Annotated in this window: 24 protein-coding genes; 13 read left to right on the top strand and 11 right to left on the bottom strand. The window is 55.0% G+C overall.

Features of this window, described 5'->3' with window-relative positions:
• The first annotated feature begins 49 nt into the window (after window positions 1–49).
• Window positions 50–607, top strand: coding sequence for a DcrB family lipoprotein (locus ACO7SM_RS01090; RefSeq protein ID WP_192614221.1), 558 nt, complete (start codon window positions 50–52; stop codon window positions 605–607).
• Between the two features lie 3 nt (window positions 608–610).
• Here ACO7SM_RS01090 and ACO7SM_RS01085 read toward each other — a convergent pair whose 3' ends face one another.
• Window positions 611–1,870: an MFS transporter gene (locus tag ACO7SM_RS01085; protein ID WP_490469380.1), complete on the bottom strand. Its 1,260-nt coding sequence runs from the start codon at window positions 1,868–1,870 to the stop codon at window positions 611–613.
• Between the two features lie 91 nt (window positions 1,871–1,961).
• Here ACO7SM_RS01085 and ACO7SM_RS01080 point away from each other — a divergent pair, with 91 nt between their 5' ends.
• From ACO7SM_RS01080 to nikR, 8 genes are all read left to right on the top strand, one after another.
• The gene (locus ACO7SM_RS01080) at window positions 1,962–3,011 is read left to right on the top strand and encodes an AI-2E family transporter (RefSeq protein ID WP_490469379.1); all 1,050 of its coding nucleotides are present in this window, start codon (window positions 1,962–1,964) and stop codon (window positions 3,009–3,011) included.
• 54 nt (window positions 3,012–3,065) lie between these two features.
• A complete protein-coding gene (gene acpT / locus ACO7SM_RS01075) occupies window positions 3,066–3,653 on the top strand; it encodes a 4'-phosphopantetheinyl transferase AcpT (protein ID WP_490469378.1) in 588 nt (195 codons plus the stop codon).
• A gap of 179 nt (window positions 3,654–3,832) precedes the next feature.
• Window positions 3,833–5,407, top strand: coding sequence for a nickel ABC transporter substrate-binding protein (gene nikA / locus ACO7SM_RS01070; protein WP_490470844.1), 1,575 nt, complete (start codon window positions 3,833–3,835; stop codon window positions 5,405–5,407).
• Window positions 5,407–6,351 (top strand): nickel ABC transporter permease subunit NikB, encoded by a 945-nt coding sequence (gene nikB / locus ACO7SM_RS01065; RefSeq protein WP_490469377.1) that lies wholly within the window; start codon window positions 5,407–5,409, stop codon window positions 6,349–6,351. The genes nikA and nikB overlap by 1 nt, the downstream gene beginning before the upstream one ends.
• Window positions 6,348–7,181 carry a nickel ABC transporter permease subunit NikC gene (gene nikC, locus ACO7SM_RS01060; RefSeq protein ID WP_490469376.1) on the top strand — a complete coding sequence of 278 codons (834 nt, stop codon included), beginning with the start codon at window positions 6,348–6,350 and terminating at the stop codon, window positions 7,179–7,181. Before nikB ends, nikC begins: the two co-directional genes overlap by 4 nt.
• Window positions 7,181–7,945: a nickel import ATP-binding protein NikD gene (gene nikD, locus ACO7SM_RS01055; protein ID WP_490469375.1), complete on the top strand. Its 765-nt coding sequence runs from the start codon at window positions 7,181–7,183 to the stop codon at window positions 7,943–7,945. The genes nikC and nikD overlap by 1 nt, the downstream gene beginning before the upstream one ends.
• Window positions 7,942–8,739 (top strand): nickel import ATP-binding protein NikE, encoded by a 798-nt coding sequence (nikE, locus tag ACO7SM_RS01050; protein ID WP_276293578.1) that lies wholly within the window; start codon window positions 7,942–7,944, stop codon window positions 8,737–8,739. Before nikD ends, nikE begins: the two co-directional genes overlap by 4 nt.
• A gap of 15 nt (window positions 8,740–8,754) precedes the next feature.
• On the top strand, window positions 8,755–9,156 hold the full coding sequence (gene nikR, locus ACO7SM_RS01045) for a nickel-responsive transcriptional regulator NikR (protein WP_490469374.1): 402 nt from the start codon (window positions 8,755–8,757) through the stop codon (window positions 9,154–9,156).
• Window positions 9,157–9,196: 40 nt separating this feature from the next.
• Here the strand turns inward: nikR and ACO7SM_RS01040 are convergent, their stop codons facing one another.
• The 8 genes from ACO7SM_RS01040 to ACO7SM_RS01005 form a co-directional block, all read right to left on the bottom strand.
• Entirely contained in the window at window positions 9,197–10,363 is a 1,167-nt protein-coding gene (locus tag ACO7SM_RS01040) for an iron-containing alcohol dehydrogenase (RefSeq protein ID WP_490469373.1), read from the bottom strand.
• Window positions 10,364–10,395: 32 nt separating this feature from the next.
• Entirely contained in the window at window positions 10,396–10,710 is a 315-nt protein-coding gene (locus ACO7SM_RS01035) for a putative quinol monooxygenase (RefSeq protein WP_490469372.1), read from the bottom strand.
• Window positions 10,711–10,741: 31 nt separating this feature from the next.
• Window positions 10,742–11,302, bottom strand: coding sequence for a glycerol-3-phosphate responsive antiterminator (locus ACO7SM_RS01030; protein ID WP_490469371.1), 561 nt, complete (start codon window positions 11,300–11,302; stop codon window positions 10,742–10,744).
• Window positions 11,302–12,858: an FAD-binding oxidoreductase gene (locus tag ACO7SM_RS01025; RefSeq protein ID WP_490469370.1), complete on the bottom strand. Its 1,557-nt coding sequence runs from the start codon at window positions 12,856–12,858 to the stop codon at window positions 11,302–11,304. The genes ACO7SM_RS01030 and ACO7SM_RS01025 overlap by 1 nt, the downstream gene beginning before the upstream one ends.
• Window positions 12,855–14,534: a glycerol-3-phosphate dehydrogenase/oxidase gene (locus tag ACO7SM_RS01020; protein WP_490469369.1), complete on the bottom strand. Its 1,680-nt coding sequence runs from the start codon at window positions 14,532–14,534 to the stop codon at window positions 12,855–12,857. Before ACO7SM_RS01020 ends, ACO7SM_RS01025 begins: the two co-directional genes overlap by 4 nt.
• Window positions 14,531–16,075: an FGGY family carbohydrate kinase gene (locus ACO7SM_RS01015; protein ID WP_490469368.1), complete on the bottom strand. Its 1,545-nt coding sequence runs from the start codon at window positions 16,073–16,075 to the stop codon at window positions 14,531–14,533. The genes ACO7SM_RS01020 and ACO7SM_RS01015 overlap by 4 nt, the downstream gene beginning before the upstream one ends.
• Window positions 16,072–17,547 (bottom strand): MFS transporter, encoded by a 1,476-nt coding sequence (locus tag ACO7SM_RS01010; RefSeq protein WP_490469367.1) that lies wholly within the window; start codon window positions 17,545–17,547, stop codon window positions 16,072–16,074. Before ACO7SM_RS01010 ends, ACO7SM_RS01015 begins: the two co-directional genes overlap by 4 nt.
• 264 nt (window positions 17,548–17,811) lie before the next feature.
• Window positions 17,812–19,011: a BaiN/RdsA family NAD(P)/FAD-dependent oxidoreductase gene (locus tag ACO7SM_RS01005; protein ID WP_490469366.1), complete on the bottom strand. Its 1,200-nt coding sequence runs from the start codon at window positions 19,009–19,011 to the stop codon at window positions 17,812–17,814.
• A 230-nt stretch (window positions 19,012–19,241) separates the two neighbouring features.
• Between ACO7SM_RS01005 and pitA the strand changes: the two genes are divergently transcribed.
• A complete protein-coding gene (gene pitA, locus ACO7SM_RS01000) occupies window positions 19,242–20,738 on the top strand; it encodes an inorganic phosphate transporter PitA (protein WP_490469365.1) in 1,497 nt (498 codons plus the stop codon).
• A gap of 76 nt (window positions 20,739–20,814) precedes the next feature.
• Here the strand turns inward: pitA and uspB are convergent, their stop codons facing one another.
• Window positions 20,815–21,150: a universal stress protein UspB gene (uspB, locus tag ACO7SM_RS00995; protein WP_490469364.1), complete on the bottom strand. Its 336-nt coding sequence runs from the start codon at window positions 21,148–21,150 to the stop codon at window positions 20,815–20,817.
• A gap of 391 nt (window positions 21,151–21,541) precedes the next feature.
• On the opposite strand from uspB, the gene uspA reads away from it, so the two are divergent.
• Both uspA and dtpB read left to right on the top strand, forming a co-directional pair.
• Window positions 21,542–21,976 (top strand): universal stress protein UspA, encoded by a 435-nt coding sequence (gene uspA / locus ACO7SM_RS00990; RefSeq protein WP_000323571.1) that lies wholly within the window; start codon window positions 21,542–21,544, stop codon window positions 21,974–21,976.
• Window positions 21,977–22,258: 282 nt separating this feature from the next.
• Complete coding sequence (dtpB, locus tag ACO7SM_RS00985) at window positions 22,259–23,731, top strand: dipeptide/tripeptide permease DtpB (protein WP_490469363.1); 1,473 nt, start codon at window positions 22,259–22,261, stop codon at window positions 23,729–23,731.
• Between the two features lie 35 nt (window positions 23,732–23,766).
• Here the strand turns inward: dtpB and ACO7SM_RS00980 are convergent, their stop codons facing one another.
• Window positions 23,767–24,270 carry an RrF2 family transcriptional regulator gene (locus tag ACO7SM_RS00980; RefSeq protein WP_490469362.1) on the bottom strand — a complete coding sequence of 168 codons (504 nt, stop codon included), beginning with the start codon at window positions 24,268–24,270 and terminating at the stop codon, window positions 23,767–23,769.
• 219 nt (window positions 24,271–24,489) lie between these two features.
• Between ACO7SM_RS00980 and ACO7SM_RS00975 the strand changes: the two genes are divergently transcribed.
• Window positions 24,490–25,692 carry an NAD(P)/FAD-dependent oxidoreductase gene (locus tag ACO7SM_RS00975; protein ID WP_490469361.1) on the top strand — a complete coding sequence of 401 codons (1,203 nt, stop codon included), beginning with the start codon at window positions 24,490–24,492 and terminating at the stop codon, window positions 25,690–25,692.
• The last annotated feature ends 94 nt before the right edge of the window (window positions 25,693–25,786 follow it).

The following is a 25,786-nucleotide window of genomic DNA, read 5'->3' as shown; positions in this document are numbered from 1 at the left end:
AAGATGGGCGAATGAGCCGTTATGGCCGTTTATCGAAAGGAAGAAGTCAATGCGCAATCTGGTTAAATATGTCGGTATTGGCCTGCTGGTTATGGGGCTTGCGGCCTGTGATAACAGCGATACGAAAGCTCCGGCAGAGGGTGCCACAGCGGAAAGTAACGCAACCGGACAACCTGTCAGCCTGATGGATGGCAAACTCAGTTTCTCACTGCCGGCAGAGATGACCGATCAGAGCGGCAAGCTGGGGACTCAGGCCAACAATATGCACGTCTATTCTGACGCCACCGGCCAGAAAGCCGTCATTGTGATTGTGGGCGACGACACCAAAGAAGAGCTGGCCGTGCTGGCGAAACGTCTGGAAGAGCAACAGCGTAGCCGCGACCCGCAATTGCAGGTCGTGACCAACAAATCTATCGAGCTGAAAGGCCATACGTTCCAGCAGTTAGACAGCATTATTTCGGCGAAAGGCCAGACCGCTTACTCTTCCGTGGTGCTGGGTAAAGTGGGCGACCAACTGCTGACCATGCAAATCACGCTGCCTGCGGACGATCAGCAAAAAGCGCAAACTGCCGCTGAAAACATCATTAACACGCTGGTCATTCAGTAACGGTTAAGACGATGATACGGCCTCCTGCATTGTTGCCGGGGGCCGTTTTTTTAACCGCCAGGTCAACAAAAACGCAACCGCCACCAGTCCCGCCGCCGCCAGATAGATAACCGGCACACCCGCCCATGTCATCACCAGCCCGGCCAGTGGCCCGGTAACGCCCAACGACAAATCCATAAACACCGTATAGGTTGCCAGCGCTGCGCCCTGGTTTTGCTGCGGCACCGCTTTCACCGCCACCACGCCCAGCGCCGGGAAGACCAGCGAGAATCCGGCCCCTGCCAGCAATACGCCGATTTTCGCCATCCACGGCAGTACTGCCATCCCCACCAGCAGCAACCCGACAACCTCCACCGCAAAGCAGATCATCGCCACATTTAAACCGCCGATCCGATTGATGCCATTGGGAAACAACAGACGCGTGCCGACAAACGCACAGCTAAACAGCGTGAGGGCGAACGCCGCGCCGTCCCAGCCTTTGGCGTCATAAAACAGGGTGATAAAGGTGGCTATTACGCCAAATCCGGCAGACGCCAGCGACAGGGCCAGGCCGTACAGCCAGACCCGTCCGAGCACAGCGCGAAACGGCATGGGTTTGCCTTTACTGGCTTTCACAGCCGGGCGCGGGAGCGCAAACAGCACCGCCAGCAAGGCGACGCCCATTATGGTCAGCGCCAGCCCTTGCAAACCACCCCAGGCGTAGAACAGCACGCCGAGCGGCGCCCCCATCGCCATTGCCCCATAGGTGACAATTCCGTTCCACGAAATCACCCGCCCAATGTGCAACGACCCCACCACCCCGACACCCCACAGCGTGGAGCCGGTTCCCGCAAAACTTTGGCCGACACCTAATATCACCCGCCCCAGACACAATAGCAGTAAGCTCGCTATCGGCCAGCCGCTGGTGACGCCCGCCAGAAAATAGCTCAGGCCACTTAAAAAACAGCCGCACAGACCGAATACCACGATTTTTTTTGGCCCAAGGAGATCGGCAAAACGTCCGGCATGGGGCCGACTCAGGAGGGTCGCAAAGTATTGCAGACTGATGACCAGCCCCGCCCAGAAGGCGCTGAATCCCATCACATCATGAACATAGCCAGGCAGTACCGCGAGCGGCAGGCCGATGGTCAGATAGCTGGCGAAGTTAAAAATGACAACCGAGACAATGCGTAGATTAAGACGTAATCCATTGAGCGCCGGTTCAGCGACGGGTTCTGGCATGGGATCCACCACGTTCTTACAACAGTGTTTCATTTCTATCATGCCCGGCCACGAAAATCAGCAGCAAGATTCAGATTAGCAGCCGCAAGCCAGCCGCTACACTTAGCAAACGAAACACAAGAAGGACGTAGACATGACGACCCCTCAGCCTGACAAAACGGGTTTGCACATTCTGCTAAAACTGGCGGCGTTAGTGGTCATTCTGGCCGGGATTCATGCCGCAGCAGATATCATTGTGCAACTCTTACTGGCGCTCTTTTTCGCCATTGTCCTGAACCCGCTGGTCACCTGGTTCATTCGACGGGGTTTGCGTCGTCCGCTGGCGATCACGCTGGTGGTCGTCGTGATGCTCATCGTGCTCACTGCGCTTGTCGGCGTGCTGGCCTCCTCGGTGAATGAGTTCATTGCTATGTTGCCGAAATATAACAAAGAGCTGACACGCAAACTCCTGCACCTGCAGCAGATGGTGCCGTTTCTCAATCTCCATTTGTCGCCAGAGCGTATGCTGCAACGCATGGATTCTGAAAAGCTGATGACCTTCACTACGGCGCTGATGACCGGGCTGTCAGGCGCGATGGCCAGCGTTGTGCTGCTGGTGATGACCGTCGTGTTCATGCTGTTTGAAGTCCGCCACGTCCCGTACAAACTGCGTTTTGCGCTGAATAATCCGCGGATCCACATTGCCGGACTGCATCGGGCGTTAAAAGGCGTCTCACACTATCTGGCGCTGAAAACGCTGCTGAGTTTATGGACCGGCGCCATTATCTGGCTGGGGCTTGCGCTGATGGGGATTCAGTTTGCGCTCATGTGGGGCGTGCTGGCCTTCCTGCTGAACTATGTTCCCAATATCGGTTCTGTTATTTCTGCGGTGCCGCCGATTGTCCAGGCGCTGTTATTTAATGGGTTTTATGAATGTATCCTGGTGGGGGCGCTCTTTTTAGTGGTTCATATGGTTATCGGTAATATTCTGGAACCACGCATCATGGGACATCGTCTGGGAATGTCCACTCTCGTGGTATTCCTCTCATTACTGGTATGGGGATGGTTATTAGGCCCGGTAGGTATGCTACTTTCTGTTCCCTTAACCAGCGTGTGCAAAATTTGGATGGAAACCACCAAAGGCGGCAGCAAACTGGCAATACTGCTGGGGCCAGGACGACCGAAGAGTCGATTACCGGGATAAGATGACAAATGATACACTGTGTAAATTCCATTATTATTAAACGTTGGTCCTGATATGTACCGGATCGTTCTGGGAAAAGTGTCGACACTGAGCAAAGGCGCCCTGCCGTCTTCGCTGTACGCTCAAGCCCCACAAGGCAAGCGTCGCGCCCGCTGGCTGGCGGGCCGTGTGCTGCTATCCCACGCGCTTTCACCCTTGCCCGAGATTGTTTACGGCGAACAGGGAAAACCGGCGTTTTCAGCCCAGACCCCGCTGTGGTTCAATCTGAGTCACAGCGGCGATGACATCGTCCTGCTGCTGAGCGACGAAGGCGAGGTGGGTTGCGATCTCGAAATCATTCGTCCGCACCATAACTGGCGGGCGCTGGCCAATGCGGTATTCAGCCTCGGGGAACATGCCGAGATGGAAGCAGAGCATCCGGACCAACAACTGGCCGCGTTCTGGCGCATCTGGACACGTAAAGAAGCGATGGTGAAACAGCGCGGCGGCACCGCCTGGCAAATCGTCAGCGTCGATAGCACACTCGCATCTACCTTGTCGGTCAGCCACTGCCAGCTTGATGCACTGAGCCTGGCCGTATGCACCCCTACGCCGTTTCAGATTACCGCTGCATCAGTACAGAGACTGGACGCGGTTGCCTGACATAACCGCTGAGAAACACGGGCATCCCGCGCCCGTTTCTCACTATTTACTCTACGATTTTTGTATACATTTCCCTTCTGGTTGCCCATCTATTGATCCAGAACACGTCAAAAGTATGATGAATCTCTAGAATCGTCATACCCTTTTAGTCGTACTTCTATTCATCATTTAGGGCCACCATTTTGACCAGATTACGCCGCACTGTATTTGCGCTGCTGGCCTGTGCGTCATTCCTCGCACACGCCGCCGCACCTGACGAGATAACCACCGCATGGCCGGTAAATGTGGGGCCACTCAACCCGCACCTTTACACGCCGAATCAAATGTTCGCCCAGAGCATGGTGTATGAACCGTTGGTAAAATATCAGGCAGACGGTTCCGTGAAACCGTGGCTGGCAAAAAGCTGGAGCCACTCGGCAGACGGTAAAACCTGGGTGTTTACCCTGCGCGATGACGTTACATTCTCGAATGGCGAAGTCTTTGATGCGCACGCCGCAGCGGAAAATTTCCGCACGGTGTTAGATAACCGCCAACGTCATAGCTGGCTGGAATTGACCAATCAGATAACCGACGTCAATGCGTTGAGTAAAACCGAGCTGCAAATCACGCTGAAAAGCGCGTACTACCCCTTCTTGCAGGAGCTTTCCCTGCCGCGCCCTTTCCGCTTTATCGCCCCATCGCAATTTAAAAACAACGAAACGATGAACGGTATTAAAGCACCCATCGGCACGGGGCCGTGGATACTGAAAGAATCAAAGCTCAATCAATACGACGTGCTGGTACGTAACGACCATTACTGGGGGGAGAAACCCCAGATTCGCCAGATTACCGTCAAGGTGATCCCAGACCCGACCACCCGTGCCGTGGCCTTTGAAACCGGTGATATCGATCTGCTTTACGGTAACGAGGGGTTGCTGCCCCTCGACACGTTCGCCCGGTTTAGCCAGACACCGACTTACCACACCCAGCTTTCACAACCGATTGAAACCGTGATGCTGGCGCTCAACTCTGCTAAAGCCCCCACCAACGAGCTGGCGGTACGCGAAGCGCTGAATCATGCCGTGAACAAAAAGTCCCTCATCGACAATGCGCTGTACGGCACACAGCAGGTGGCGAATACGCTGTTTTCGCCCTCAGTGCCTTACGCCGACATCGGTCTGAAACCACGCGAATATGACCCGCAGCAGGCCAAATCACTGCTGGAAAAAGCCGGTTGGGTTCTGCCCGCCGGGAAAGAGATCCGCGAGAAAAACGGCCAGCCGCTGCGCATTGAGCTGTCGTTTATCGGCACCGACGCGCTGAGCAAATCAATGGCCGAAATCATTCAGGCTGATATGCGTCAGGTTGGCGTCGATGTGGCACTTATCGGCGAAGAAGAGAGCAGTATTTACGCCCGCCAGCGCGACGGGCGCTTCGGCATGGTTTTCAACCGCACCTGGGGCGCGCCGTACGATCCGCACGCCTTTATGAGTTCAATGCGCGTTCCCTCGCATGCTGACTTCCAGGCACAGCAAGGGTTGCCAGACAAACCGCTGATCGATAAAGAGATTGGCGAGGTGCTTTCCACCACAGATGAGAACAAGCGCCAGGCGTTGTACCGCGACATTCTGACCCGCCTGCACAACGACGCGGTCTATCTGCCGATAAGCTACATCTCCATGATGGTGGTTGCGAAACCGGCACTGGGAACCATCCCTTATGCTCCTATCGCCACTGAGATCCCGTTTGAACAGATAAGCGCGGTGAAACCCTGATGTTACGTTATGCTTTGCGGCGTATTCTGCTGCTGATCCCGATAGTTTTCGCCGCCTCGGTGATTATCTTTTTGATGCTGCGCCTGGGAACCGGCGACCCTGCGCTCGACTATTTACGTCTCTCTAGCCTGCCGCCGACGCCGGAAATGGTCGCCTCTACGCGGGTCATGCTGGGACTGGATCAGCCGCTGGCCGTCCAGTACGGAACCTGGCTGTGGAAGGCGCTGCATCTGGATTTCGGCATCTCGTTCGCTACTCAGCGTCCGGTGCTGGATGACGTACTCAACTTCCTGCCTGCCACACTGCAACTGGCGGGCGCGGCGTTGGTGCTTATCCTGCTCACCTCCGTACCGCTCGGCATCTGGGCGGCGCGTCACCGTGACCGTCTGCCGGATTTTGCCGTGCGTTTCATCGCCTTTCTCGGCGTGTCGATGCCTAACTTCTGGCTCGCCTTTCTGCTGGTGATGTTCTTCTCCGTCTATTTGCAATGGCTACCCGCAATGGGTTACGGCGGCTGGCAGCACATCGTTTTGCCTGCCGTGTCGATAGCCTTTATGTCGCTGGCGATCAACGCCCGCTTGCTGCGCGCCAGTATGCTCGAGGTCGCCGGACAACGGCACGTCACCTGGGCGCGTCTGCGTGGTCTGAATGAGAAGCAAACGGAACGTCGTCATATTCTGCGTAACGCATCGCTGCCGATGATTACGGCGGTGGGTATGCATATTGGCGAGCTGATTGGCGGCACCATGATTATCGAAAACATCTTTGCCTGGCCTGGCGTCGGGCGCTATGCGGTTTCGGCGATTTTTAACCGGGACTACCCAGTCATTCAGTGCTTTACGCTGATGATGGTGGTGGTTTTTGTCGTCTGTAATCTGATTGTGGATTTACTGAACGCTGCGCTGGACCCGCGCATTCGCCGCCATGAAGGAGCGCATTCGTGAACTTTTTTCTCTCTTCGCGCTGGTCGGTGCGCCTGGCAATGGTCATTATCGCCCTGCTGGCGATGATTGCACTCACCAGTCAGTGGTGGCTGCCCTACGATCCGCAGGCCATTGATTTATCGTCGCGTTTGCTCTCTCCGGGGAGCCAGCACTGGTTGGGCACCGATCATCTGGGCCGTGATATTTTTTCTCGTCTGCTGGCGGCAACGCGAGTCTCGCTGGGTTCGGTGATGGCCTGCCTGCTGTTAGTGCTGGCGCTGGGGCTTGCCGTTGGCGGCAGCGCCGGGTTGATCGGTGGCCGTGTCGATCAAATCACCATGCGCATCGCCGATATGTTTATGACCTTCCCCACCTCGATCCTCTCCTTTTTTATGGTCGGCGTGTTGGGGACGGGACTGACGAACGTCATCATCGCCATCGCGCTCTCACACTGGGCATGGTACGCCCGCATGGTGCGCAGTCTGGTCATCTCTTTGCGCCAGCGTGAATTTGTGCTCGCGTCGCGCCTTTCCGGTGCCGGTCATGTGCGGGTGTTTGTCGACCATCTGGCCGGAGCGGTGATCCCCTCTTTGCTGGTACTGGCGACGCTGGATATTGGTCACATGATGTTGCACGTCGCCGGGATGTCATTCCTCGGCCTCGGCGTCACCGCCCCCACCCCGGAATGGGGCGTGATGATTAACGATGCGCGCCAGTATATCTGGACTCAGCCATTACAAATGTTCTGGCCGGGTCTGGCGCTGTTTATCAGCGTGATGGCCTTTAACCTGGTGGGTGACGCACTGCGCGATCATCTCGATCCCCATCTGGACACGGAGCATGCTCACTGATGCCGCAACAGATTGAATTACAGAATATTACCCTGACAGCGGACAGACCGCTGGTGCATGGCGTTTCGCTGTCGCTCAAACGCGGGCGGGTACTGGCGCTGGTAGGCGGCAGCGGCAGCGGTAAATCGCTGACCTGCGCGGCAGCGCTGGGCATTCTGCCTCCGGGCGTACGTCAAACGGCAGGAACCCTGCTGGCGGATGGTAAACACATTTCCCCCTGCGACCTGCGCGGCGTCAAAATCGCCACCATTATGCAGAACCCGCGTAGCGCGTTTAATCCGCTGCACACCATGGCGGCCCATGCGCGGGAAACCGGTCTGGCATTAGGTAAACCCGCTGACGACGCCACGCTTATCCAGACGCTGGAGGCCGTGGGGCTGGAGAACGCGGAACGCGTCCTGAAACTTTACCCGTTCGAGATGAGCGGCGGGATGTTACAACGCATGATGATCGCGATGGCGGTGCTGTGCGACGCGCCGTTTATCATCGCCGACGAACCGACCACTGACCTGGACGTTGTCGCGCAGGCGCGCATTCTCGACCTGCTGGAGAGCATTATGCAACGCCGGGCGCCCGGTATGCTGCTGGTCACCCATGATATGGGCGTCGTCGCGCGACTGGCGGACGATGTGGCAGTCATGGACAACGGGAATATTGTGGAACAGGGCGACGTCGAAACCGTGTTCAACGCACCAAAGCACAGCATTACCCGTAATCTGGTGTCGGCGCACCTCGCCCTGTACGGTATGGAGCTGGCATCATGACATTACTCACCGTCTCTGACCTTTCGCACCAGTATGCGCACTCAAACCTGAGCGGCAAACATCAGCATCAGGCGGTGTTGAAAGAGGTGTCATTGCACCTGAAAAAGGGCGAAACCGTGGCATTGCTTGGCCGCAGCGGCTGTGGCAAAAGTACCCTCGCGCGTCTGCTGGTCGGTTTAGAATCCCCGACGCAGGGTGAGGTGTGCTGGCAGGGAAAACCGTTATCCCAGCTTAACCGCGCGGCGCAAAAAGCGTTTCGCCGTGATATTCAGATGGTGTTTCAGGACTCCATCAGCGCGGTGAATCCGCGTAAAACTGTCCGTGAAATTCTGCGCGAGCCGATGCGTCATCTGCTGTCGCTGAGCAAGTCTGAGCAAATGGCCCGCGCCAGTGAAATGCTCAACGCGGTAGATCTGGACGACAGCGTACTCGACAAGCGGCCACCGCAGCTCAGCGGTGGACAGCTCCAGCGTGTGTGCCTGGCGCGGGCGCTGACGGTTGAACCCAAACTGCTGATTCTTGATGAGGCGGTCTCTAACCTCGACCTGGTGTTGCAGGCGGGCGTGATCCGCTTGCTCAAAAAATTGCAGCAGCAGTTCGGCACCGCCTGTCTGTTTATCACGCACGATTTACGTCTGGTCGAGCGCTTTTGCCATCGCGTGATGGTGATGGAAGACGGCAAAATTGTGGAGACGCAGGATGTGGGCGACGCATTAACGTTTTCCACGGATGCCGGACGTGTGCTACAAAATGCGGTACTTCCCGCATTCCCCGTGCGCCGCAGCCGGAAATAATAAGGTTTAACTCAGATGCAACGTGTCACCATCACCCTCGATGACGATTTACTGGAAACGCTGGACAGCCTGAGTCAGCGCCGTGGCTACAATAACCGCTCGGAAGCAATCCGCGATATTCTGCGCGACGCGTTGTCGCAGGAGACGACGCAAGAGCATGGAACCCAGGGTTTCGCGGTGCTTTCATACGTTTATGAGCACGAGAAGCGCGATTTAGCCAGCCGCATTGTCTCGACCCAGCACCATCACCATGATTTGTCCGTTGCCACCTTGCATGTACACATCAATCACGACGACTGTCTGGAGATTGCCGTTCTGAAAGGCGACATGGGCGACGTCCAACATTTTGCCGATGATGTCATCGCCCAGCGCGGCGTGCGTCACGGTCATTTGCAGTGTCTGCCGAAGGAAGAGTGATATCCCGCCCGACAGGTGAATCGTCGGGCGTGTTTTCGTCTCAGAATGCCTGCTGATAAAGCCGCAGCGCGTCATCTTCACTCAGTTTCAACGGATTATTCACCAGCAAGCGCGTTTGCTGCATCGCGTCATGCGCCAGCGCAGGCAGATCTCCCTGCTGAATATCGACATCACGAAGCCGCTGCGGCGCGCCGCTTGCCGCGATAATCCGTTGCATCTCGTCGATAAACGCCTGCGCATCCTGTTCGACATTGCCGGTTCCCCCGACCCCAACCACCGCGGCCAGTTCCGCGTAGAGTGGCGCCGCCACCGCAGCATTAAACCGCAGCACAGGAACCAGCATGAGCGCATTCGAGAGGCCGTGAGGGATGTGATGCCGCCCGCCCAGCGGATACGCCAGGGCATGCACGGCAGCAACGGGCGAGTTAGCAAAAGCCTGACCCGCCAACAACGCGCCCAGCAGGACACTCTCCCTCGCTTCACGGTGTTGTCCGTCATGGCACGCGGTAACCAGATGGCGGCTTATCAAGCGTAACGCCTCACGGGCAAGCGCATCCGAAATCGGGTTTTTCTTGTGCTTCCCGGTATACGCCTCAATGGCATGTACCATGGCATCGATTCCCGCGGCAGCCGTATGAACGCGGGGTAAACCCAGCGTCAGTTGCGCATCCAGCAGTACCAGATCGCAATAGAGCTGTCTGTCGACAACCCCCATTTTGCTGTTTTCACCAGTGGTGAGAATCGCAATATTGGTCACTTCAGAACCGGTTCCTGCGGTGGTCGGGATCTGCACCAGCGGCAGACGCTGCCCGCTCACTTTCCCAATGCCATACAGATCCTGTACTTCTTGTTCTGAAGGGATTAATACCGCCGCCAGTTTAGCCACATCCAGGGAGGAACCACCGCCCAGGCCAATCACCATGTCGCAGTGATGTTCCCGCGCCACACGCGTCGCCTTGCGGACAATACACTCCTGAGGATCGGCCTGAACCTGGTCATAAAGGGTGACCTGAAAACCGGCTTCCCGCAGGCTAAACAGAACCGGTGGGAGAACCCCGGCGTTCACCAGGCCAGGATCGGTCACTACCAGCGCATTGCGGGCGCGCAAGCGCGTTTGCAGTATCTCTCCAAGCCGCGCCGCGCCTGCCCACTCAACAATGACTTCCGCCACGGTGGCAAATTCAAAAGGTTTAATGACATTATTCATTCAGGTATTCCTTGCTTGCACACTGTGCGCTTTTAACCTCGCGGATCGTCGGCGTTGACGAGAAAACTTTTCACCTCTTTACGCAGCAGAAGTGGCGTGATGACCCCAACGCCAATCCGTTGGAAGTGCTCCGTTTGTCGGTGAAGTTCAAGGCCGTCGGCGCTGCGGTAGGTTTCCAGAATGACAAAACGATCGCTATCTTCCGTCGAGCGGAAAAATTCATACGAGAGGTTTTCAGGTTCCTGACGTGTTGCGTCAGCAAGCGCCCTGAGCGCCTCATCAACCTTATCGCCCATTGATTCACGGACAAAATACCAGGCTATCACCTGTAGATGCGTATTCCCCATTCCTGACTCCCGCTTTTCTAACGTTGAATATTCAGATTCCACAACGCGCTGTCACTGCTTGAAACAGCGACTCACCGTGTTGTAAGGCTGTGCGGGCATGTTCCTGATTAGAGACAAACCCGGAGGCCACAATCGGCGGCAGTACATTGCGATCGGTTTGTGACAGGAGCGGCAACATCTGCGCCGGCATCAGTTGCACATAATCAGGTTCGCTTTGCTCAACCGCATGCAGACTTCGTGACCATGCAGAGCGGTCAGTCACAAAGATTTTTTGCATCGTGACCAGCCCGCATTTCTTCGCCCGTTGCACCGTTTGCAAACGCGTTGAGAGCAGCCCCATCGCGCCGGTTTCAGCAACAAAATCGATGCCGCCTTTGTCCTGCGACAAGCCGTTGCAACTGTCAATATTCACAATGACGTACTTCCCCGCTTTCGAAAGCACTTCGATGACCGGTTGCAGCTTAATGAGGTCAATATTGGCGATAATGCACACTTCTGCCGTACTGGAGAGCGCGGTTTTCAACTGCTCAATACCGTAAATCGCCATGATGACGGGCTGGCGCGCCAGAAGCGCGCCAAGATTTTTGATCATTACTCACCTGCCTGATGGGGTGAAAGTGTGGCGCTCAGTCCCAGTTTTCCTGGATTAAGGATATTTTGCGGATCGAGCGCCTTCTTAATATCAGCCAGAACGGTGAGCGTTTCGCCCAACGATGCCTGCATATAAGGCGAGCGAAGCAATCCCACACCGTGATGGTGACTGAGTGACGTATTGTGTTGAATTAATACGGCATTCGCCGCATCCCACGCCGCACGGTACCAGGCGGCACGCTGTTCGACGGCGACATCCCCACGTAATGAAAAATAGAGACAGGCGCCATCGACATACGCGTGGGACTGGTGTGCGGAACCGGCCAGCGTCCCCGGTACCGCGTTAATCGCCGCCACCACATCATCATAGACGATACTGAGAGAGCGCCAGGGGCCAACCATCTCCAGCGTGTCTGCCACCAGCCCTGGGCTTTTCTTGAAGCCTTCGGCACTTTTTCCGGTCAGATAGCGAGTGTCCAGCCAACGCTCGAACAGCGTATCGCCATCGAGTTTTTGCCCGCTACGCTGGCAAACGCGCTCGCTGATTGCCAGCACGGCATCAACAATTTCAGGTTCGCCTTCATCCGCAATTAACAGGACATTGGTGTCAGGCAGGCCAAACTGCACGCCGCTTTCCAGATTATCGTACAGGCGAAGCGCGGCAGGGTTCGCGCCATGCTGTAGGATTTCGCGACAGGCGTCTAACCCACTGGCGAAACTGGAGAAACCCCAGGCAATCGCACGGCCATAATCAGGCAGGCGGTGCAGTTTCAAACGCAGGCGAACAATCACGCCCAGCGTGCCTTCCGAGCCGATAAACATCTGCTGCAAATCCGGCCCCGTCGCACTTCGCGCATAACCGCCGACGGTAATTAAGCGTCCATCCGCGAGCACGACATCCATGCCAAACACCATATCTTCGATTTTGCCGTAACGCGTGGAAAGCTGACCTGCGCCGCGACAGGCCGCCCATCCCCCCACGGTGCTGATCCCGAAGGATGACGGCCAGTGTCCGAGGGTCATGCCATATTCTTGTTGGATCGTTTGCTCGAAAATATCGCCAAACATGCCCGCTTCGACCTCAACAATCTGGCTTTCCTTGTCAAAACCGATCAATTTATTGAGTTCGCACACATCCAGCACGATCCCGCCGCGAAGCGGCAGAGCCGCCCCTGTGACATTACTACGTCCTGCTGAAACCGTGACCGGAATGGCGGACTCGCTCGCAAGGCGCATCACGTCCTGAATCTGTTCCACCGTCGAGACGCGAACAATCGCCCCTTTTGGCGTGGCGGGCGCGCCTTGCGTTTCCGCAATCATAGAGCCCGCCCACCAGTCGCGGGTCCAGGTGATGACATCGGCTTCTGCCGTCATCACCTCATCGGCAATCACCCGCAGCCGGTCAATGGCCGCCTCGCTCATGACGATGGGGTCAATCTGCATCCCTTTTGCGCCGTGACTGCTGTCGATTTCGGTTGCCCATCCCGGGCGCGTATGTGCGCCAACGGTGTAATTGCCCCGGTTATAGCCTCGTTTTATCGCCTCTTTGCTGATCATTCAGATGTCCCCATCAGTTCGGATTTTTCATGTTTAATTGCCGCCCGATAGCTGGCGACCTGTTCTGCGACCTGTTCCGGTTGCAGTTTGAGTTCTTTTTGCAGAATTTCACCGACACGCCCGGCGGCGCTGGCTGACGCATCCCGGGCCATTAACCGCGCGCGAATTCGGCGCGACAACACATCATCCACGGTGCTGGCAAGCTCGTGACGCACGGCATACACCACCTCAGCTTCGGTATACGGAAGTCCTTCAACGATAGGGGTGAGCAAGCGGGGATCGCTCTGGATAATGTCGCTCACGAAATGGGCCTCCGTGCCGTAACGCTCACCCAAATGTGCGGATAGCCCGCCGGACGCCAGAATGGCCTGCGAGTCGTACCCTGCGGCACCTAACAGGTACGCCGTTTTCGTTGAACAGGCTTTTTTACGCCCCAGGATCTTGCTGGCCACATCGATCGTCTCTTCCGCCATATGACGAGATGTGGTGAGCTTGCCACCCACAATCGTGATCAGCCCATCCGGCGAGACGGTAATTTCATGGTTACGTTTCATCTCCACCGTCTTCCCGCCAGCCGTGCCGACCAGAGGGCGACAACCGGCAATGCTTCCCACGACGTCCTCGGGGCGAAGATCTGTTTTCAACGCCGAATTTGCCCCCTCTAACAGAAAGTCCAGTTCAGAACGTTTGCAGTGCACATCATTGAGATCGCCCTGGTAATCTTCATCCGTCGTTCCCAGATAAGAAACGTTGCCCCAGCGCGTGATGGTGGCGCGGCGACTGCGCCCGGCGACCGGGATCGTCACCGTGCAGTCGTTGCGAATCTTCATCCACGGAATCGCGACGTGAACCCCCTTTGCAGGACGGATATGCAGCGGCGACGCCTCGCCTTTCTTCAGCCCATTCCAGTCGCGCAGCCAGACGCCGGTCGCCATAATGACCACCCGTGCCTTGACATGAATCTCCCGGCTATCGGCATGGATCATGGCTCCGTTCACCTTGCCATGCGGGTCGCGCGTGGTGGCGATCACCTCGGCATGATTAGTCACCACCGCGCCATGAAAAGCCGCCGTGCGGATCAGCGCGAGTGTCAGCCGGGCGTCGTCCACGCGGGCATCGAAATACATAAACCCGCCGGACAACTGCTCCTCTTTCAGCGTCGGACAGTGCGAAAGCACCTCCGCTGGCGTTAATTTTTGATGCAGGATGCCTTCACGCCATCCGCCAGCGAGATCGTATGTCCAGAGCAGACTTTCAAACGCCGAAGACAACCGCTTATCAAAGACGCCGTTTTTGTCGAGCACAGGAAATAAAAACGGCAGCCGTTGCACCAGGTGGCGCGCGTTTCGCCGCATACGCTGGCGTTCAAGCAGAGAATGGCGAACCAATCCCAGATTCCCTTGTTCGATATAACGCAACCCGCCGTGAACCATTTTTGATGACTTCGACGACGTACCGGAGGCAAAGTCGCTCTTTTCGACCAATGCCACCCGATAGCCGCGCAAACTGGCGTCGAGCGCGGCGTAAGCACCGGTCACGCCACCGCCAACAATCAGAATGTCGAAGGTGTCGCTCTCCAGCATGCTCAGTTGTTCAGCGCGGTGAAGACGCAGCGGTTGTGCGCCGTACATTTCACTGCGGGATTTATTTGGCTTTCGCGAGGGGAAAAATTTCATGAGCGGCTGGACTCCTGAGTAGCAGAGGTGTGACGGGAAGCCGTCTCCATTTCGAGCGCAATGCGGGACTCCCACCAGGCGAGCTTCTGTTCACGGCAGCGATCGTCAATGCGGGGTTCAAACAGTTGTGCCGTTTTTAGCGTGGCGCAGGCATCAGACAGCGAATCCCACAGCAGGCCCGCGGAACCAGCCAGAAACGCCGCGCCGCGAAGACTGGCCCTTGCGGTTTCCGCCATCCGGCGAACAGGAACGCCGCTCAGGTCGGCCTGAATTTGCAGCAATGTGTCGCTGTTGGAGAGTCCTCCTCCAACCACCAGCTCTTTTACCGCGATCCCGGTCGACGCTTCATTGGCCCGCATACAGGCCGCTACCGAATGCGCGATGCCTTCCAGAACGGCATACGCCACCTGCGAACGAGTCGTTGAAATAGAGATGCCGTTAAGCGATGCGCGCGCCTGCGGCTGGAGATGCGGCACCCGCAGCCCGGTTAACGCCGGAATGAAACTGACGCCACCGGAATCGGTCGCCTGCAACGCCAGCTCGCTGATGTGTTCCGGCGAGTCAAACCAGTGCAGCTTGTCGCACACCCAGTTCAGCGCCGAACCGGTGGTTGGCACAAAGGTTTCGACGGAGTAATGCGAAATCCCCTTCTGACGGCGCGCGGTCATCGTGAGCGTACTCTCACAGACAGGGTTCAGCACCGGAACCTGCGGCCCCACCATCAGATCAACAAAACTCCCCGTGCCATGCATACAGAAAGCGTGTCCGCGCTCTGTGCAACCCAGCCCAATCGCCCCGGCAAACTGATCGCCCGCGCAGGCAAGGATTGGGACGTGAATGCCCAGAATTTTTTGACTTGTTGCGCCAAAGTTATCGGCGTCGTCACGGAGTTCAGGCAGCAATAAAGCAGGAAAATTAAGGGTCTGGAGCCATTCAGAGTGGTACTGGTGGTCTTTGAGACGATAAGCGCCTGCTGACGTCGCATTGGTTGGCGTCGTGACGCATTTTTTTTCTTCCGCCAGATGCCACAGCAGCCAGGTGTCGACAGTGCCAAACACTAAGGTTCCCGCCTGATGCGCCTTCGCCACCGCGGGCGTATTCGCAATATGGTGCGCCGCCCACAGATAAGGTGAACGAATTCCTACCGGGCGGCCAATCTGCGGGATCAGTTTCGCATCCCACTGTGGGGCCAGTTCGGCAAGAACATCCGTAAAACGCGAATCCTGCCAGACCATCGCAGGGGTTAGCGCGTTTCCTGTTTGCGAGTCCCAGAGCACCGCCGTTGAACGCTGGGTGGCAATCGCCAGCGCCACGATACGCATATTCTGCTGTTGCGCGCTGGCAATCGCTTTGCGACAAACGGCAACGGTAGCGCACAGAATTTCATCAGCATCTTGTTCAACAACGCCATGCCGTGGGCTACTCACCTGCAGCGTTTGATATTCCAGACAGTGAACCTGACTGTCCTGGGTGACTACCGCAGCACGCGTGCCCGACGTTCCCTCATCAATCGCCAAAATTACATCTTTATATTCTGTCATTTAGAACTCCTGCTGGACTCCGGTGCCATTGACTCAGGATAGGGAGAGGTGCGCGATTCAAATTGCGGTGCGCCCGGTTCGTTATCCGGTTGAATCGTGGTACGCGTTGGGTCCCACTGGATAACAAAGCAGACGACACTGGCAAAAAGAGGGACGACCGACATGATTAAGAACGTCGTTTGCAGGCCATACAGCTCGCGGAACACGGGGAAAATAAACAGCCCCAGCGCCGCGCCGATGGCTCCCAGAGCCCCGACCACACCGTTTGCGCCAGCGCGTAATTCGCTACGAAACGACAGCGATGACAGGCTCTTCCCGTTCGCACCGGGGCCGCCCGAGTGGCAAAGGATAAATAACGCGGGGACCAACAAAGAGGCCCACAGCGGCATGCTGTCACTGAACAGCCCCAGTGTGAGCAGGACGAGGAACGCGACGGCGAAACCCATTGCAGAGGCCCGGCGTAAACCAAGACGACGGCCAATCACGGGCGACAGAAATCCCCCGACGATCCCGAATACGTTAAAAAATAGTGAACACAAAGTTGCATAGACAAAGTTTTTACCAAACATCGCCGCGCTGATCACGGGTAAATACCAGCCGACACCAAAATATTGAATCGACTGGCACACTTGTACCGTAGAGGCCAGAATCGTACGGGGTAAATAAACACCACGAAAAATCAGCAGAACATTTTTAGCGCCCTTTTGCGCCTGCCCAATAACAGGTTTTTGTTCTGATTTTGGCGCCAGAATAAATTGATCACCGTATATTTTATTCATGGCTACCGTTGCTTCAGAAAGGCGTGACTTTCTTGCCAGCCATACCGGACTTTCAACCAAATAGCGGAACTGGAAAAACAGGATAATTAATCCACACAATGCAGTTACGGCAATAGAATAACGCCAGATAGCATCACCGACATTCCATGAATAAAACATTAAGGCCAGTGCCAGATTTAAACACACGGCGACATACCAGACCCCTTGCCAGGTGTTTAATCGGCTCTTGAGTTTCGCCGGGGTGAACTCGGCCAGCATCGCCATGGCGACGGCAAAATCCATTCCATACGAGACGCCAACAAAGAAGCGCCCCAGTATTATCGTGCCAAAATCCGCGGAGAACATCACCAGCAGCGCACCGATAACGGCCATCAGCTTGGCGATGATCAACGGCGGAACCCGGCCCCAGCGATCGGCAATCCAGCCGCCAATCGGATTAAATAAGATAGCAACCCACGATGAAAAAGAGGTCAACAGCGCGACTTCCGTTGCACTGAGATTTAAATTACGCGTCATTGGGTTTAATCCAGCGCTAAGCGCCGAATTTGAAAATGCATCAAGAAAAAGGCCACCTAATGCTAACCACCAAATAACACTGGCTCTGCCGGCAATATGCGTCCTGGCATCGATGAAATTAATAACATCATCAACACCGCGGATTTTTACAGGATGTGAGAATGAGCATGCGGACATGGCGTTCCCCTTCATAATATTAGGAAGAAGGTCGCCAATGGCTAAAAAAAAGCAATAAGAGACCATCTTAATAGCACAGATAGTCTCTTATCTAAAATCTGTAAGTTTCACTCTAGAAGGGAAGGAAAAGCGTGTCAAAGCGACTTTTCAGTGGGAGCGTTATTTTGTGATATGTAGCACAATTGTTAATGATTAATTAACAAAACAATCAGGTAAAACGATAGAGACAACGTCTTCCACCGTTTACCTGTTGCTCAGGTTGGGTTACGCGTGGGCTGGCGTTAAATCCTGCGCACAGGCCCAGGCGCTCGACCACGCCCACTGGAAATTATACCCACCCAGCCAGCCGGTCACGTCCATCACTTCACCAATAAAGTAGAGGCCTGGCACCTTACGCGCTTCCATTGTGCGGGAGGAAAGCTCATTGGTATCGACACCGCCCAGCGTGACTTCCGCCGTGCGATATCCTTCCGTGCCGTTAGGCTGCACGCGCCATTCCGTTAACGTCTCCACCAGCAGTTGTTGGTCGCGTACGTTGAGCTGTTTCAGAGAGATCTCGGGGATTTGCCCTAACGCTTGCAGACATTCCACCAGGCGTTTCGGCAACTGCATCGCCAGCGTGTTTTTCAGGCTCTGATTCGGGTGCGCGCTACGCTGTTCATTGAGGAAAGCGTCCAGATCAATATCAGGCAATAAATTAATGCTGACAAATTCTCCGGGCTGCCAAAAACTCGAAATTTGCAAAACAGCCGGGCCTGAAAGTCCGCGGTGCGTAAAGAGCAGATTTTCACGAAATACCGTGCCGTCCTGCGACGTAATCACCGAAGCAACGGAAACGCCCGACAGCACCTGGAGCTGTTCCAGCAACGGTTTATGCAATGTAAAGGGCACCAGACCCGCGCGCGTTGGCAGCACGTTCAGGCCAAACTGCTCGGCAATTTTATAACCAAACGGCGTTGCCCCCAGACCCGGCATCGAGAGCCCGCCGCTGGCAATCACCAGGTTTGGCGCGCTGACCGTCATACCGTTCAGCTCGAGGGTGAATCCGTCATCATCACGATTAACGCTGAGCACCTCACTGCGCAACCGCAGAGTGACGCCGCCCTTCTCGCATTCCGCCACCAGCATGTCGACGATTTGTTGCGCAGAATCGTCGCAAAATAGCTGGCCGAGCGTTTTCTCATGCCAGGCGATTCCGTGTTTACCGACCAGATCGATAAAGTCCCACTGGGTATAGCGCGCCAACGCTGATTTACAGAAATGAGGGTTTTGACTTAAATACGCCGCGGGTTCCACATAAAGATTAGTAAAGTTACAGCGTCCCCCGCCGGACATGAGGATTTTACGCCCCGGCTTTTTACCATTATCAATGAGCAACACGCGGTTACCCCGTTGCCCAGCCTGTGCGGCGCAGAACATACCCGCCGCGCCAGCGCCTATAATAACGGTATCAAACCTTTCCACTTTGCGATCCTCTCTTAAATCCGGGCGTGGATTGTAAAGTTTCCTCAGTGAGCGTACCAGCGACAAGATCGTGAAAAACAAGTATTTATTTGAAATATATAAGATAATTCTTTACTTGGAGAAAACAATTCAGGAGACAAATCAAAAAAAGTCTATATTTCACTTTGCCCGCGTCGCCAAAGTCCCTGATAATGCGCCGCGTTCATGTCCTCAAAATGGCGTAACGTCCTATGCTACATTTGTTTGCTGGCCTGGATTTGCATACCGGGCTTTTACTATTGCTTGCTTTGGCTTTTGTGCTGTTCTACGAAGCGATTAACGGCTTCCATGATACGGCAAACGCAGTCGCAACCGTGATTTATACCCGCGCAATGCGTTCGCAACTCGCGGTTATCATGGCGGCGGTCTTCAACTTTTTTGGTGTTTTGCTGGGCGGTCTCAGCGTAGCGTATGCCATTGTGCATATGTTGCCAACGGATCTGCTGCTTAACATGGGTTCTTCACATGGCCTCGCCATGGTGTTCTCCATGCTTCTGGCGGCAATTATCTGGAACCTGGGTACCTGGTACTTTGGTCTTCCGGCCTCCAGTTCTCACACTCTGATTGGCGCCATCATTGGTATTGGTTTAACCAATGCTTTGATGACCGGCACATCGGTAGTGGATGCCCTTAACATACCGAAAGTGATCAATATTTTCGGTTCTTTGATTATTTCCCCCATTGTCGGCCTGGTGTTTGCTGGCGGTCTGATCTTTTTGTTACGTCGCTACTGGAGCGGCACCAAAAAGCGGGCGCGTATTCACCTGACCCCAGCGGAACGTGAAAAGAAAGACGGCAAGAAAAAGCCGCCATTCTGGACGCGTATCGCTCTTATTCTGTCTGCTATCGGCGTCGCATTCTCCCATGGCGCTAATGATGGACAGAAAGGCATTGGTCTGGTGATGCTGGTTCTGATTGGCGTGGCGCCTGCGGGCTTCGTGGTCAATATGAACGCTTCCGGCTATGAAATCACCCGTACCCGTGACGCCATCAACAACGTCGAAACGTACTTCCAGCAGCATCCTGATATGCTGAAAAAAGTGACCGGCGTCGATCAGCAGATTCCACCTGTGGAAACCGCGACAACGACAGAGACCGAGTTCCACTGCCACCCGGCAAACACCCTGAATGCGCTCGATCGCGTGAAGGGCATGCTGGCGAATCTGGAAACGTACGACAAGTTAAGCGTTGACCAACGTGGTCAGTTGCGTCGCATTATGCTGTGCATCTCTGACACCACCGATAAAGTGGTGAAACTGCCTGGCGTAAGCAACGACGACAAACGTCTGCTGAAGAAACTGAAAACCGATATGCTGAGCACCATTGAGTACGCACCGGTCTGGATTATCATGGCCGTCGCACTGGCGCTGGGTCTTGGTACGATGATCGGCTGGCGTCGCGTGGCTACCACTATCGGCGAGAAGATCGGTAAGAAAGGCATGACGTATGCGCAAGGGATGTCTGCGCAGATGACTGCCGCGGTGTCTATCGGTCTGGCGAGTTACACCGGTATGCCTGTTTCCACCACCCACGTACTTTCTTCCTCTGTTGCGGGGACGATGGTTGTCGACGGTGGCGGTCTGCAGCGTAAAACGGTTACCAGTATTCTGATGGCCTGGGTCTTTACCCTGCCTGCAGCGATTGTGCTTTCCGGGGGGCTGTACTGGCTCTCCCTGAAGCTTATCTAAGCGGGTTAGTCTGTAAAAAAAGCGGGTCCAGGAAACTGGCCCGCTTTTTTTTGCCTGTGCGATACGCCCAAAGGGCTCAATGCCACATCACCAACCCTACCATACTGATAATCACCAGACCGCATAACGCGCTGGTGAGGATGAACTGGCCGCGAACACGTTCACAACGGCGAATAAACTCATCATCGTGATGATCCCGATAGCGTTGGGCATAGATATACCACACCAGACGCATTTGCTTGTTGGGTTGGCCATGCGAGGTAAAAAACCCCCCTCCATCGACATATTGATAGAGCAATGGATCGCAACCACGAAGTACCACTAACAGTGCACGTAATGACGAGAAATAACGCGCCATATTCACAATGCAAACGACACATAACGCCCAGAATAATGCGACGGTGCTTATCATACCACCTCCCCGGCGACCCACCCACGGAGCTCCTCTCCGGGACAATCGCTCCCCGATACCCTGCCAGACAGTTCAATGGAAAAGCCCTACCAAGCCATGATGAGGATGCTCTGCATCCGAACGGCTCTTTAAATATTGTAGGAGATCAGTTAATTTTTTTGCCAGAACGTTAACCGCTATCAATGCATTTAACAGAAAAATTTGTTTAACTGATTGGCAACCAAGGCGGATTGACGGATTATCCTGGTCGCTATAATGTAATGATAGTCTAAACAATCCATCTTTACGGCTGGGCTAGCCCCGCGCATATAGTTCGCAGGACGCGGGTGACGCGACGGCAAAGAAACGCTAGCTGGCTAGTCATCGACAACTTTATGGAAGGAGTAACACTATGGCTTACAAACACATTCTTATCGCGGTTGACCTTTCTCCGGAAAGCAAAGTTCTGGTAGAGAAAGCGGTTTCTATGGCGCGTCCTTACAACGCGAAAGTTTCCCTCATCCACGTGGACGTGAACTACTCTGACCTGTACACCGGGCTTATCGACGTCAATCTCGGCGATATGCAGAAACGCATTTCTGAAGAAACCCACCATGCGCTGACTGAACTGTCCACCAATGCGGGCTACCCCATCACCGAAACACTGAGCGGTAGCGGCGATCTGGGTCAGGTGCTGGTTGATGCTATCAAGAAATACGACATGGATCTGGTCGTCTGCGGCCACCACCAGGACTTCTGGAGCAAGCTGATGTCTTCCGCACGCCAGTTGATCAACACCGTTCACGTTGACATGTTGATTGTTCCACTGCGTGACGAAGAAGAATAAAAGTTCGGCACCGGAGAGCATCTGACGCTTTATCCGGTTAATCGTCGATACCACTGCGCCCGCTTATGCGGGCGTTTTTATTTCTGCTTTTTTAAATAGTTAGTACATCACTCCAGTCCACAAATCATAAATAGTGTGATCATCTAGTTAGATCGAAACCACTCAATATAATACTCTACCCATCCGGTTAATGACCGCAGTCTATAACAGAGTCAGACTTTTTCAGCGCGTTTTAGCATACGCGTTCATACTTTTCAGGATGGCATTTAAAGGCGAAGGAATATGAATACAACTGCACCTACGGGTTTGCTGCAGCAACCTCGTCCGTTCTTCATGATCTTTTTTGTAGAATTATGGGAACGATTTGGCTATTACGGCGTTCAGGGCATCCTGGCGGTCTTTTTTGTTAAACAGCTTGGGTTCTCTCAGGAACAGGCGTTCATTACCTTTGGCGCGTTTGCCGCGCTGGTCTATGGCCTGATTTCGATTGGCGGCTACGTTGGCGATCACCTGTTGGGAACCAAACGTACGCTGGTGCTCGGCGCGATCGTCCTGGCGCTGGGTTACTTCATGACCGGGATGTCACTGCTCAACCCCGATCTGATTTTTATTGCACTTGGCACCATTGCCGTCGGTAACGGGTTATTTAAGGCAAACCCGGCAAGCCTGCTGTCTAAATGCTATCCGCCGAAGGATGCCCGTCTTGATGGCGCCTTCACCCTGTTTTATATGTCGATTAACATCGGTTCCCTGCTGTCGCTATCGCTGGCGCCGGTCATTGCCGAAAAATTTGGCTATGCCGTCACCTACAACCTGTGCGGCGCGGGTCTGATCGTCGCTCTGCTGGTCTATTTCGCCTGCCGCGGTATGGTGAAAGATATCGGTTCAGAGCCAGACCACAAGCCGCTGGTTCTGCGTAATCTGCTGTTTGTGCTAGTCGGTACTGTGGCGATGGTGTTCCTGTGCGCCTGGCTGATGCACAACGTCAAAATCGCCAACCTGGTGCTGATCGTGTTGTCGATCATCGTCACAATTATCTTCTTCCGTGAAGCATTCAAGCTGGATAAAACCGGGCGCAACAAGATGTTTGTCGCCTTCATTCTGATGCTGGAAGCGGTGCTGTTTTATATTCTTTACGCACAGATGCCGACCTCGCTCAACTTCTTTGCTATCAACAACGTACACCATGAGATCCTTGGCATCACCATCAACCCTGTCAGCTTCCAGGCGCTGAACCCGTTCTGGGTCGTGCTCGCAAGTCCGGTGCTGGCGGCCATCTACACCCGTCTGGGGAACAAAGGCAAAGACCTGACCATGCCGATGAAGTTTACGCTCGGTATGTTCTTATGTGCGCTGGGCTTTCTGACCGCTGCCGCGGCGGGAATGTGGTTTGCCGATGCGCAGGGGCTGACGTCACCGTGGTTTATCGTGCTGGTTTATCTGTTCCAGAGTCTGGGCGAATTGCTGATTAGCGCCCTGGGTCTGGCCATGGTTGCCGCACTGGTACCGCAACACCTGATGGGCTTTATCCTGGGGATGTGGTTCCTGACGCAGGCCGCCGCGTTCCTGATGGGGGGATATGTGGCAACATTCACAGCCGTACCGGAAAACATTACCGATCCGTTGCAGACGCTGCCCATCTACACGGGCGTGTTCAGTAAAATCGGGCTGGTGACGCTGGCCGTAACGATAGTGATGGCAATTATGGTGCCGTGGCTAAACCGGATGATCAATACGCCGGATAGCAGCAAATAACGGCAATAACCTCAGTCAGCCTGGGCTGGCTGAGGTTAGCTTTTCCGCGCGGCAATCCACTCCTGAACTTCAACCACAAACGTCTCCGGCGCTTTGCGGTACATTTTGCGCGCAAGGTCGAGGATTGTATGTTGGCTGAGCGCCTCTTCCATCCGCTGTTGCGCCGCATCCATTACCGAACGCACACCGCAAATGCCAGCGCATGCCCATTCCGGCGGTTGCTCATCAAACACCGCCAGTCGCTGACGAATTTCACGGCATTCGAAAATACGTTTGTCACCATCAATCGCGTTAACGACATCCAGTACAGTGATGTGTTCAGCAGGCCTGGCCAACTGGAATCCACCGCCCTTACCTTCAATGCTGCGCACCAGTCCGGCCTTTGACAGACGCGTAAAGATTTTGGCCAGGTAGTCATAGGGAACGCTTTGCAGCTCGGCAATCTCCCGTACGCTCATATCGCGGGCATCACCTTTGCTGTCGACCATACACATCAGGCTATGGATGCCGTACTCAACCCCGGAACTGTAAAATGCCATTCTCTAATCTCAGCCAACATAATTCTGAGTTATTGTAGCTATTTCACCCTCGCCATGCCATACCGTTCCTTTCATACCGGCTCAACTTAAGAAATAAATAATTATTAATCAATACGATAAGCACCAAACAATCAACACTTTCACTTTTCGCATTGCATTTCCTAACTACGACCAATAAAATCCGAGTCAATTAATCGGAGTTAACAGAGTGAAAAAGCAATGCGTAAACAAATTCTGATCGTCGGTGCCGGTTTTGCAGGCATGTGGGCCGCCCTGAGCGCGGCACGTCTGGCCGATAAACATGACAACCAGGCCATTGATATTACAGTGATTGCCCCACAACCGGAGCTTCGCGTACGTCCGCGTTTTTATGAGAGTCACGTTGAAACGCTGGTCTCTCCGTTACAACCGCTGTTTGACGTCACCGGTGTGAAATTCCTGCGCGGCACCGTATCAAACATCCATCCCGACTCGCACAGTGTGAGCTGGAAAGATGCCAACGGTGAAACCCATCAGCACCCCTATGATCGCCTGATTCTGGCGAGCGGCAGCCACGTAAACCGTTCATTTGTCTCAGGTGTAGAGGCGCACGCCTTCGACCTTGATCAACTGGAAAGCGCCGCCATTTTAGAGAAACATCTGAACTCGCTGGCCCACCAGCCAGAAAGCGAGGCGCGTAATACGGTCGTGGTTTGCGGCGGCGGCTTTACCGGTATTGAGATGGCGATGGAACTGCCGGGCCGTCTGCGCGAAATCCTCGGCTCAAATGCTAAGACCAGAGTAGTCGTAGTTGAACGCGGCCCGCAGCCAGGCTCGCGCTACAGCGAAGCTCTGCGCAATGTCATCGTCGACGCCTCTGCCGAACTGGGCGTCGAGTGGTTAGTGAATGCGGAAGTAGAATCCGTTGATGCTTCAGGCGTGACGCTGAAAGAGGGGCAGAGAATCGCCGCGTCGACGGTTATCTGGACTGTGGGTGTCCAGGCAAGCGACCTGACGGCGCAGATTAACGCCCCGCGCGATCGCCAGGGTCGTCTGCATGTGAATGCGGATCTGCAGGTGGTAGGCTATGACGATATCTACGCCACCGGCGATGTCGCCTGTGCCGCCACTGATGACAAAGGCAACCACGCGCTGATGACCTGTCAGCATGCGATTTTGTTGGGTAAATTCGCCGGGAACAACGCGGCGGCCAGCCTGTTGAAGGTGGAACCGTCGCCGTATCGCCAGGAGATGTATGTCACCTGTCTGGATCTCGGCGCCTGGGGCGCGGTCTATACCGAAGGCTGGGATCAGCAGGTGAAACTGACGCGCGAAGAGGCCAAGACCTTGAAGATGTCGATTACCCGCGAGCTGATTTACCCGCCGAAGGCAGAGAGAACCGTGGCGTTTGAGATGGCGGATCCGTACGCGCCATTTGTGTAGACCTGCTCGTTGCCGGAGCACTGATAAGCGTGGCGCCCTCCGGCAATTTTTGCACCATTGCCGGAGGGCGGCGCAAGCGCCTTATCCAGCCTAC

Source organism: Citrobacter sp. LJND-P06, assembly GCF_058188415.1.
The sequence above is the reverse complement of the archived record's forward strand: the minus strand, read 5'-3'. Positions and strand labels throughout refer to the sequence as shown.

What these genes read in the sequence shown, in the direction of transcription:
- ACO7SM_RS01090 (WP_192614221.1), top strand. Translation starts at nt 50, where the DNA reads ATGCGCAATCTGGTTAAATATGTCGGTATTGGCCTGCTGGTTATGGGG.
- ACO7SM_RS01085 (WP_490469380.1), bottom strand. Translation starts at nt 1,870, where the DNA reads ATGATAGAAATGAAACACTGTTGTAAGAACGTGGTGGATCCCATGCCA.
- ACO7SM_RS01080 (WP_490469379.1), top strand. Translation starts at nt 1,962, where the DNA reads ATGACGACCCCTCAGCCTGACAAAACGGGTTTGCACATTCTGCTAAAA.
- acpT (WP_490469378.1), top strand. Translation starts at nt 3,066, where the DNA reads ATGTACCGGATCGTTCTGGGAAAAGTGTCGACACTGAGCAAAGGCGCC.
- nikB (WP_490469377.1), top strand. Translation starts at nt 5,407, where the DNA reads ATGTTACGTTATGCTTTGCGGCGTATTCTGCTGCTGATCCCGATAGTT.
- nikD (WP_490469375.1), top strand. Translation starts at nt 7,181, where the DNA reads ATGCCGCAACAGATTGAATTACAGAATATTACCCTGACAGCGGACAGA.
- nikE (WP_276293578.1), top strand. Translation starts at nt 7,942, where the DNA reads ATGACATTACTCACCGTCTCTGACCTTTCGCACCAGTATGCGCACTCA.
- nikR (WP_490469374.1), top strand. Translation starts at nt 8,755, where the DNA reads ATGCAACGTGTCACCATCACCCTCGATGACGATTTACTGGAAACGCTG.
- ACO7SM_RS01040 (WP_490469373.1), bottom strand. Translation starts at nt 10,363, where the DNA reads ATGAATAATGTCATTAAACCTTTTGAATTTGCCACCGTGGCGGAAGTC.
- ACO7SM_RS01035 (WP_490469372.1), bottom strand. Translation starts at nt 10,710, where the DNA reads ATGGGGAATACGCATCTACAGGTGATAGCCTGGTATTTTGTCCGTGAA.
- ACO7SM_RS01030 (WP_490469371.1), bottom strand. Translation starts at nt 11,302, where the DNA reads ATGATCAAAAATCTTGGCGCGCTTCTGGCGCGCCAGCCCGTCATCATG.
- ACO7SM_RS01025 (WP_490469370.1), bottom strand. Translation starts at nt 12,858, where the DNA reads ATGATCAGCAAAGAGGCGATAAAACGAGGCTATAACCGGGGCAATTAC.
- ACO7SM_RS01020 (WP_490469369.1), bottom strand. Translation starts at nt 14,534, where the DNA reads ATGAAATTTTTCCCCTCGCGAAAGCCAAATAAATCCCGCAGTGAAATG.
- ACO7SM_RS01015 (WP_490469368.1), bottom strand. Translation starts at nt 16,075, where the DNA reads ATGACAGAATATAAAGATGTAATTTTGGCGATTGATGAGGGAACGTCG.
- ACO7SM_RS01010 (WP_490469367.1), bottom strand. Translation starts at nt 17,547, where the DNA reads ATGTCCGCATGCTCATTCTCACATCCTGTAAAAATCCGCGGTGTTGAT.
- pitA (WP_490469365.1), top strand. Translation starts at nt 19,242, where the DNA reads ATGCTACATTTGTTTGCTGGCCTGGATTTGCATACCGGGCTTTTACTA.
- uspB (WP_490469364.1), bottom strand. Translation starts at nt 21,150, where the DNA reads ATGATAAGCACCGTCGCATTATTCTGGGCGTTATGTGTCGTTTGCATT.
- uspA (WP_000323571.1), top strand. Translation starts at nt 21,542, where the DNA reads ATGGCTTACAAACACATTCTTATCGCGGTTGACCTTTCTCCGGAAAGC.
- dtpB (WP_490469363.1), top strand. Translation starts at nt 22,259, where the DNA reads ATGAATACAACTGCACCTACGGGTTTGCTGCAGCAACCTCGTCCGTTC.
- ACO7SM_RS00980 (WP_490469362.1), bottom strand. Translation starts at nt 24,270, where the DNA reads ATGGCATTTTACAGTTCCGGGGTTGAGTACGGCATCCATAGCCTGATG.
- ACO7SM_RS00975 (WP_490469361.1), top strand. Translation starts at nt 24,490, where the DNA reads ATGCGTAAACAAATTCTGATCGTCGGTGCCGGTTTTGCAGGCATGTGG.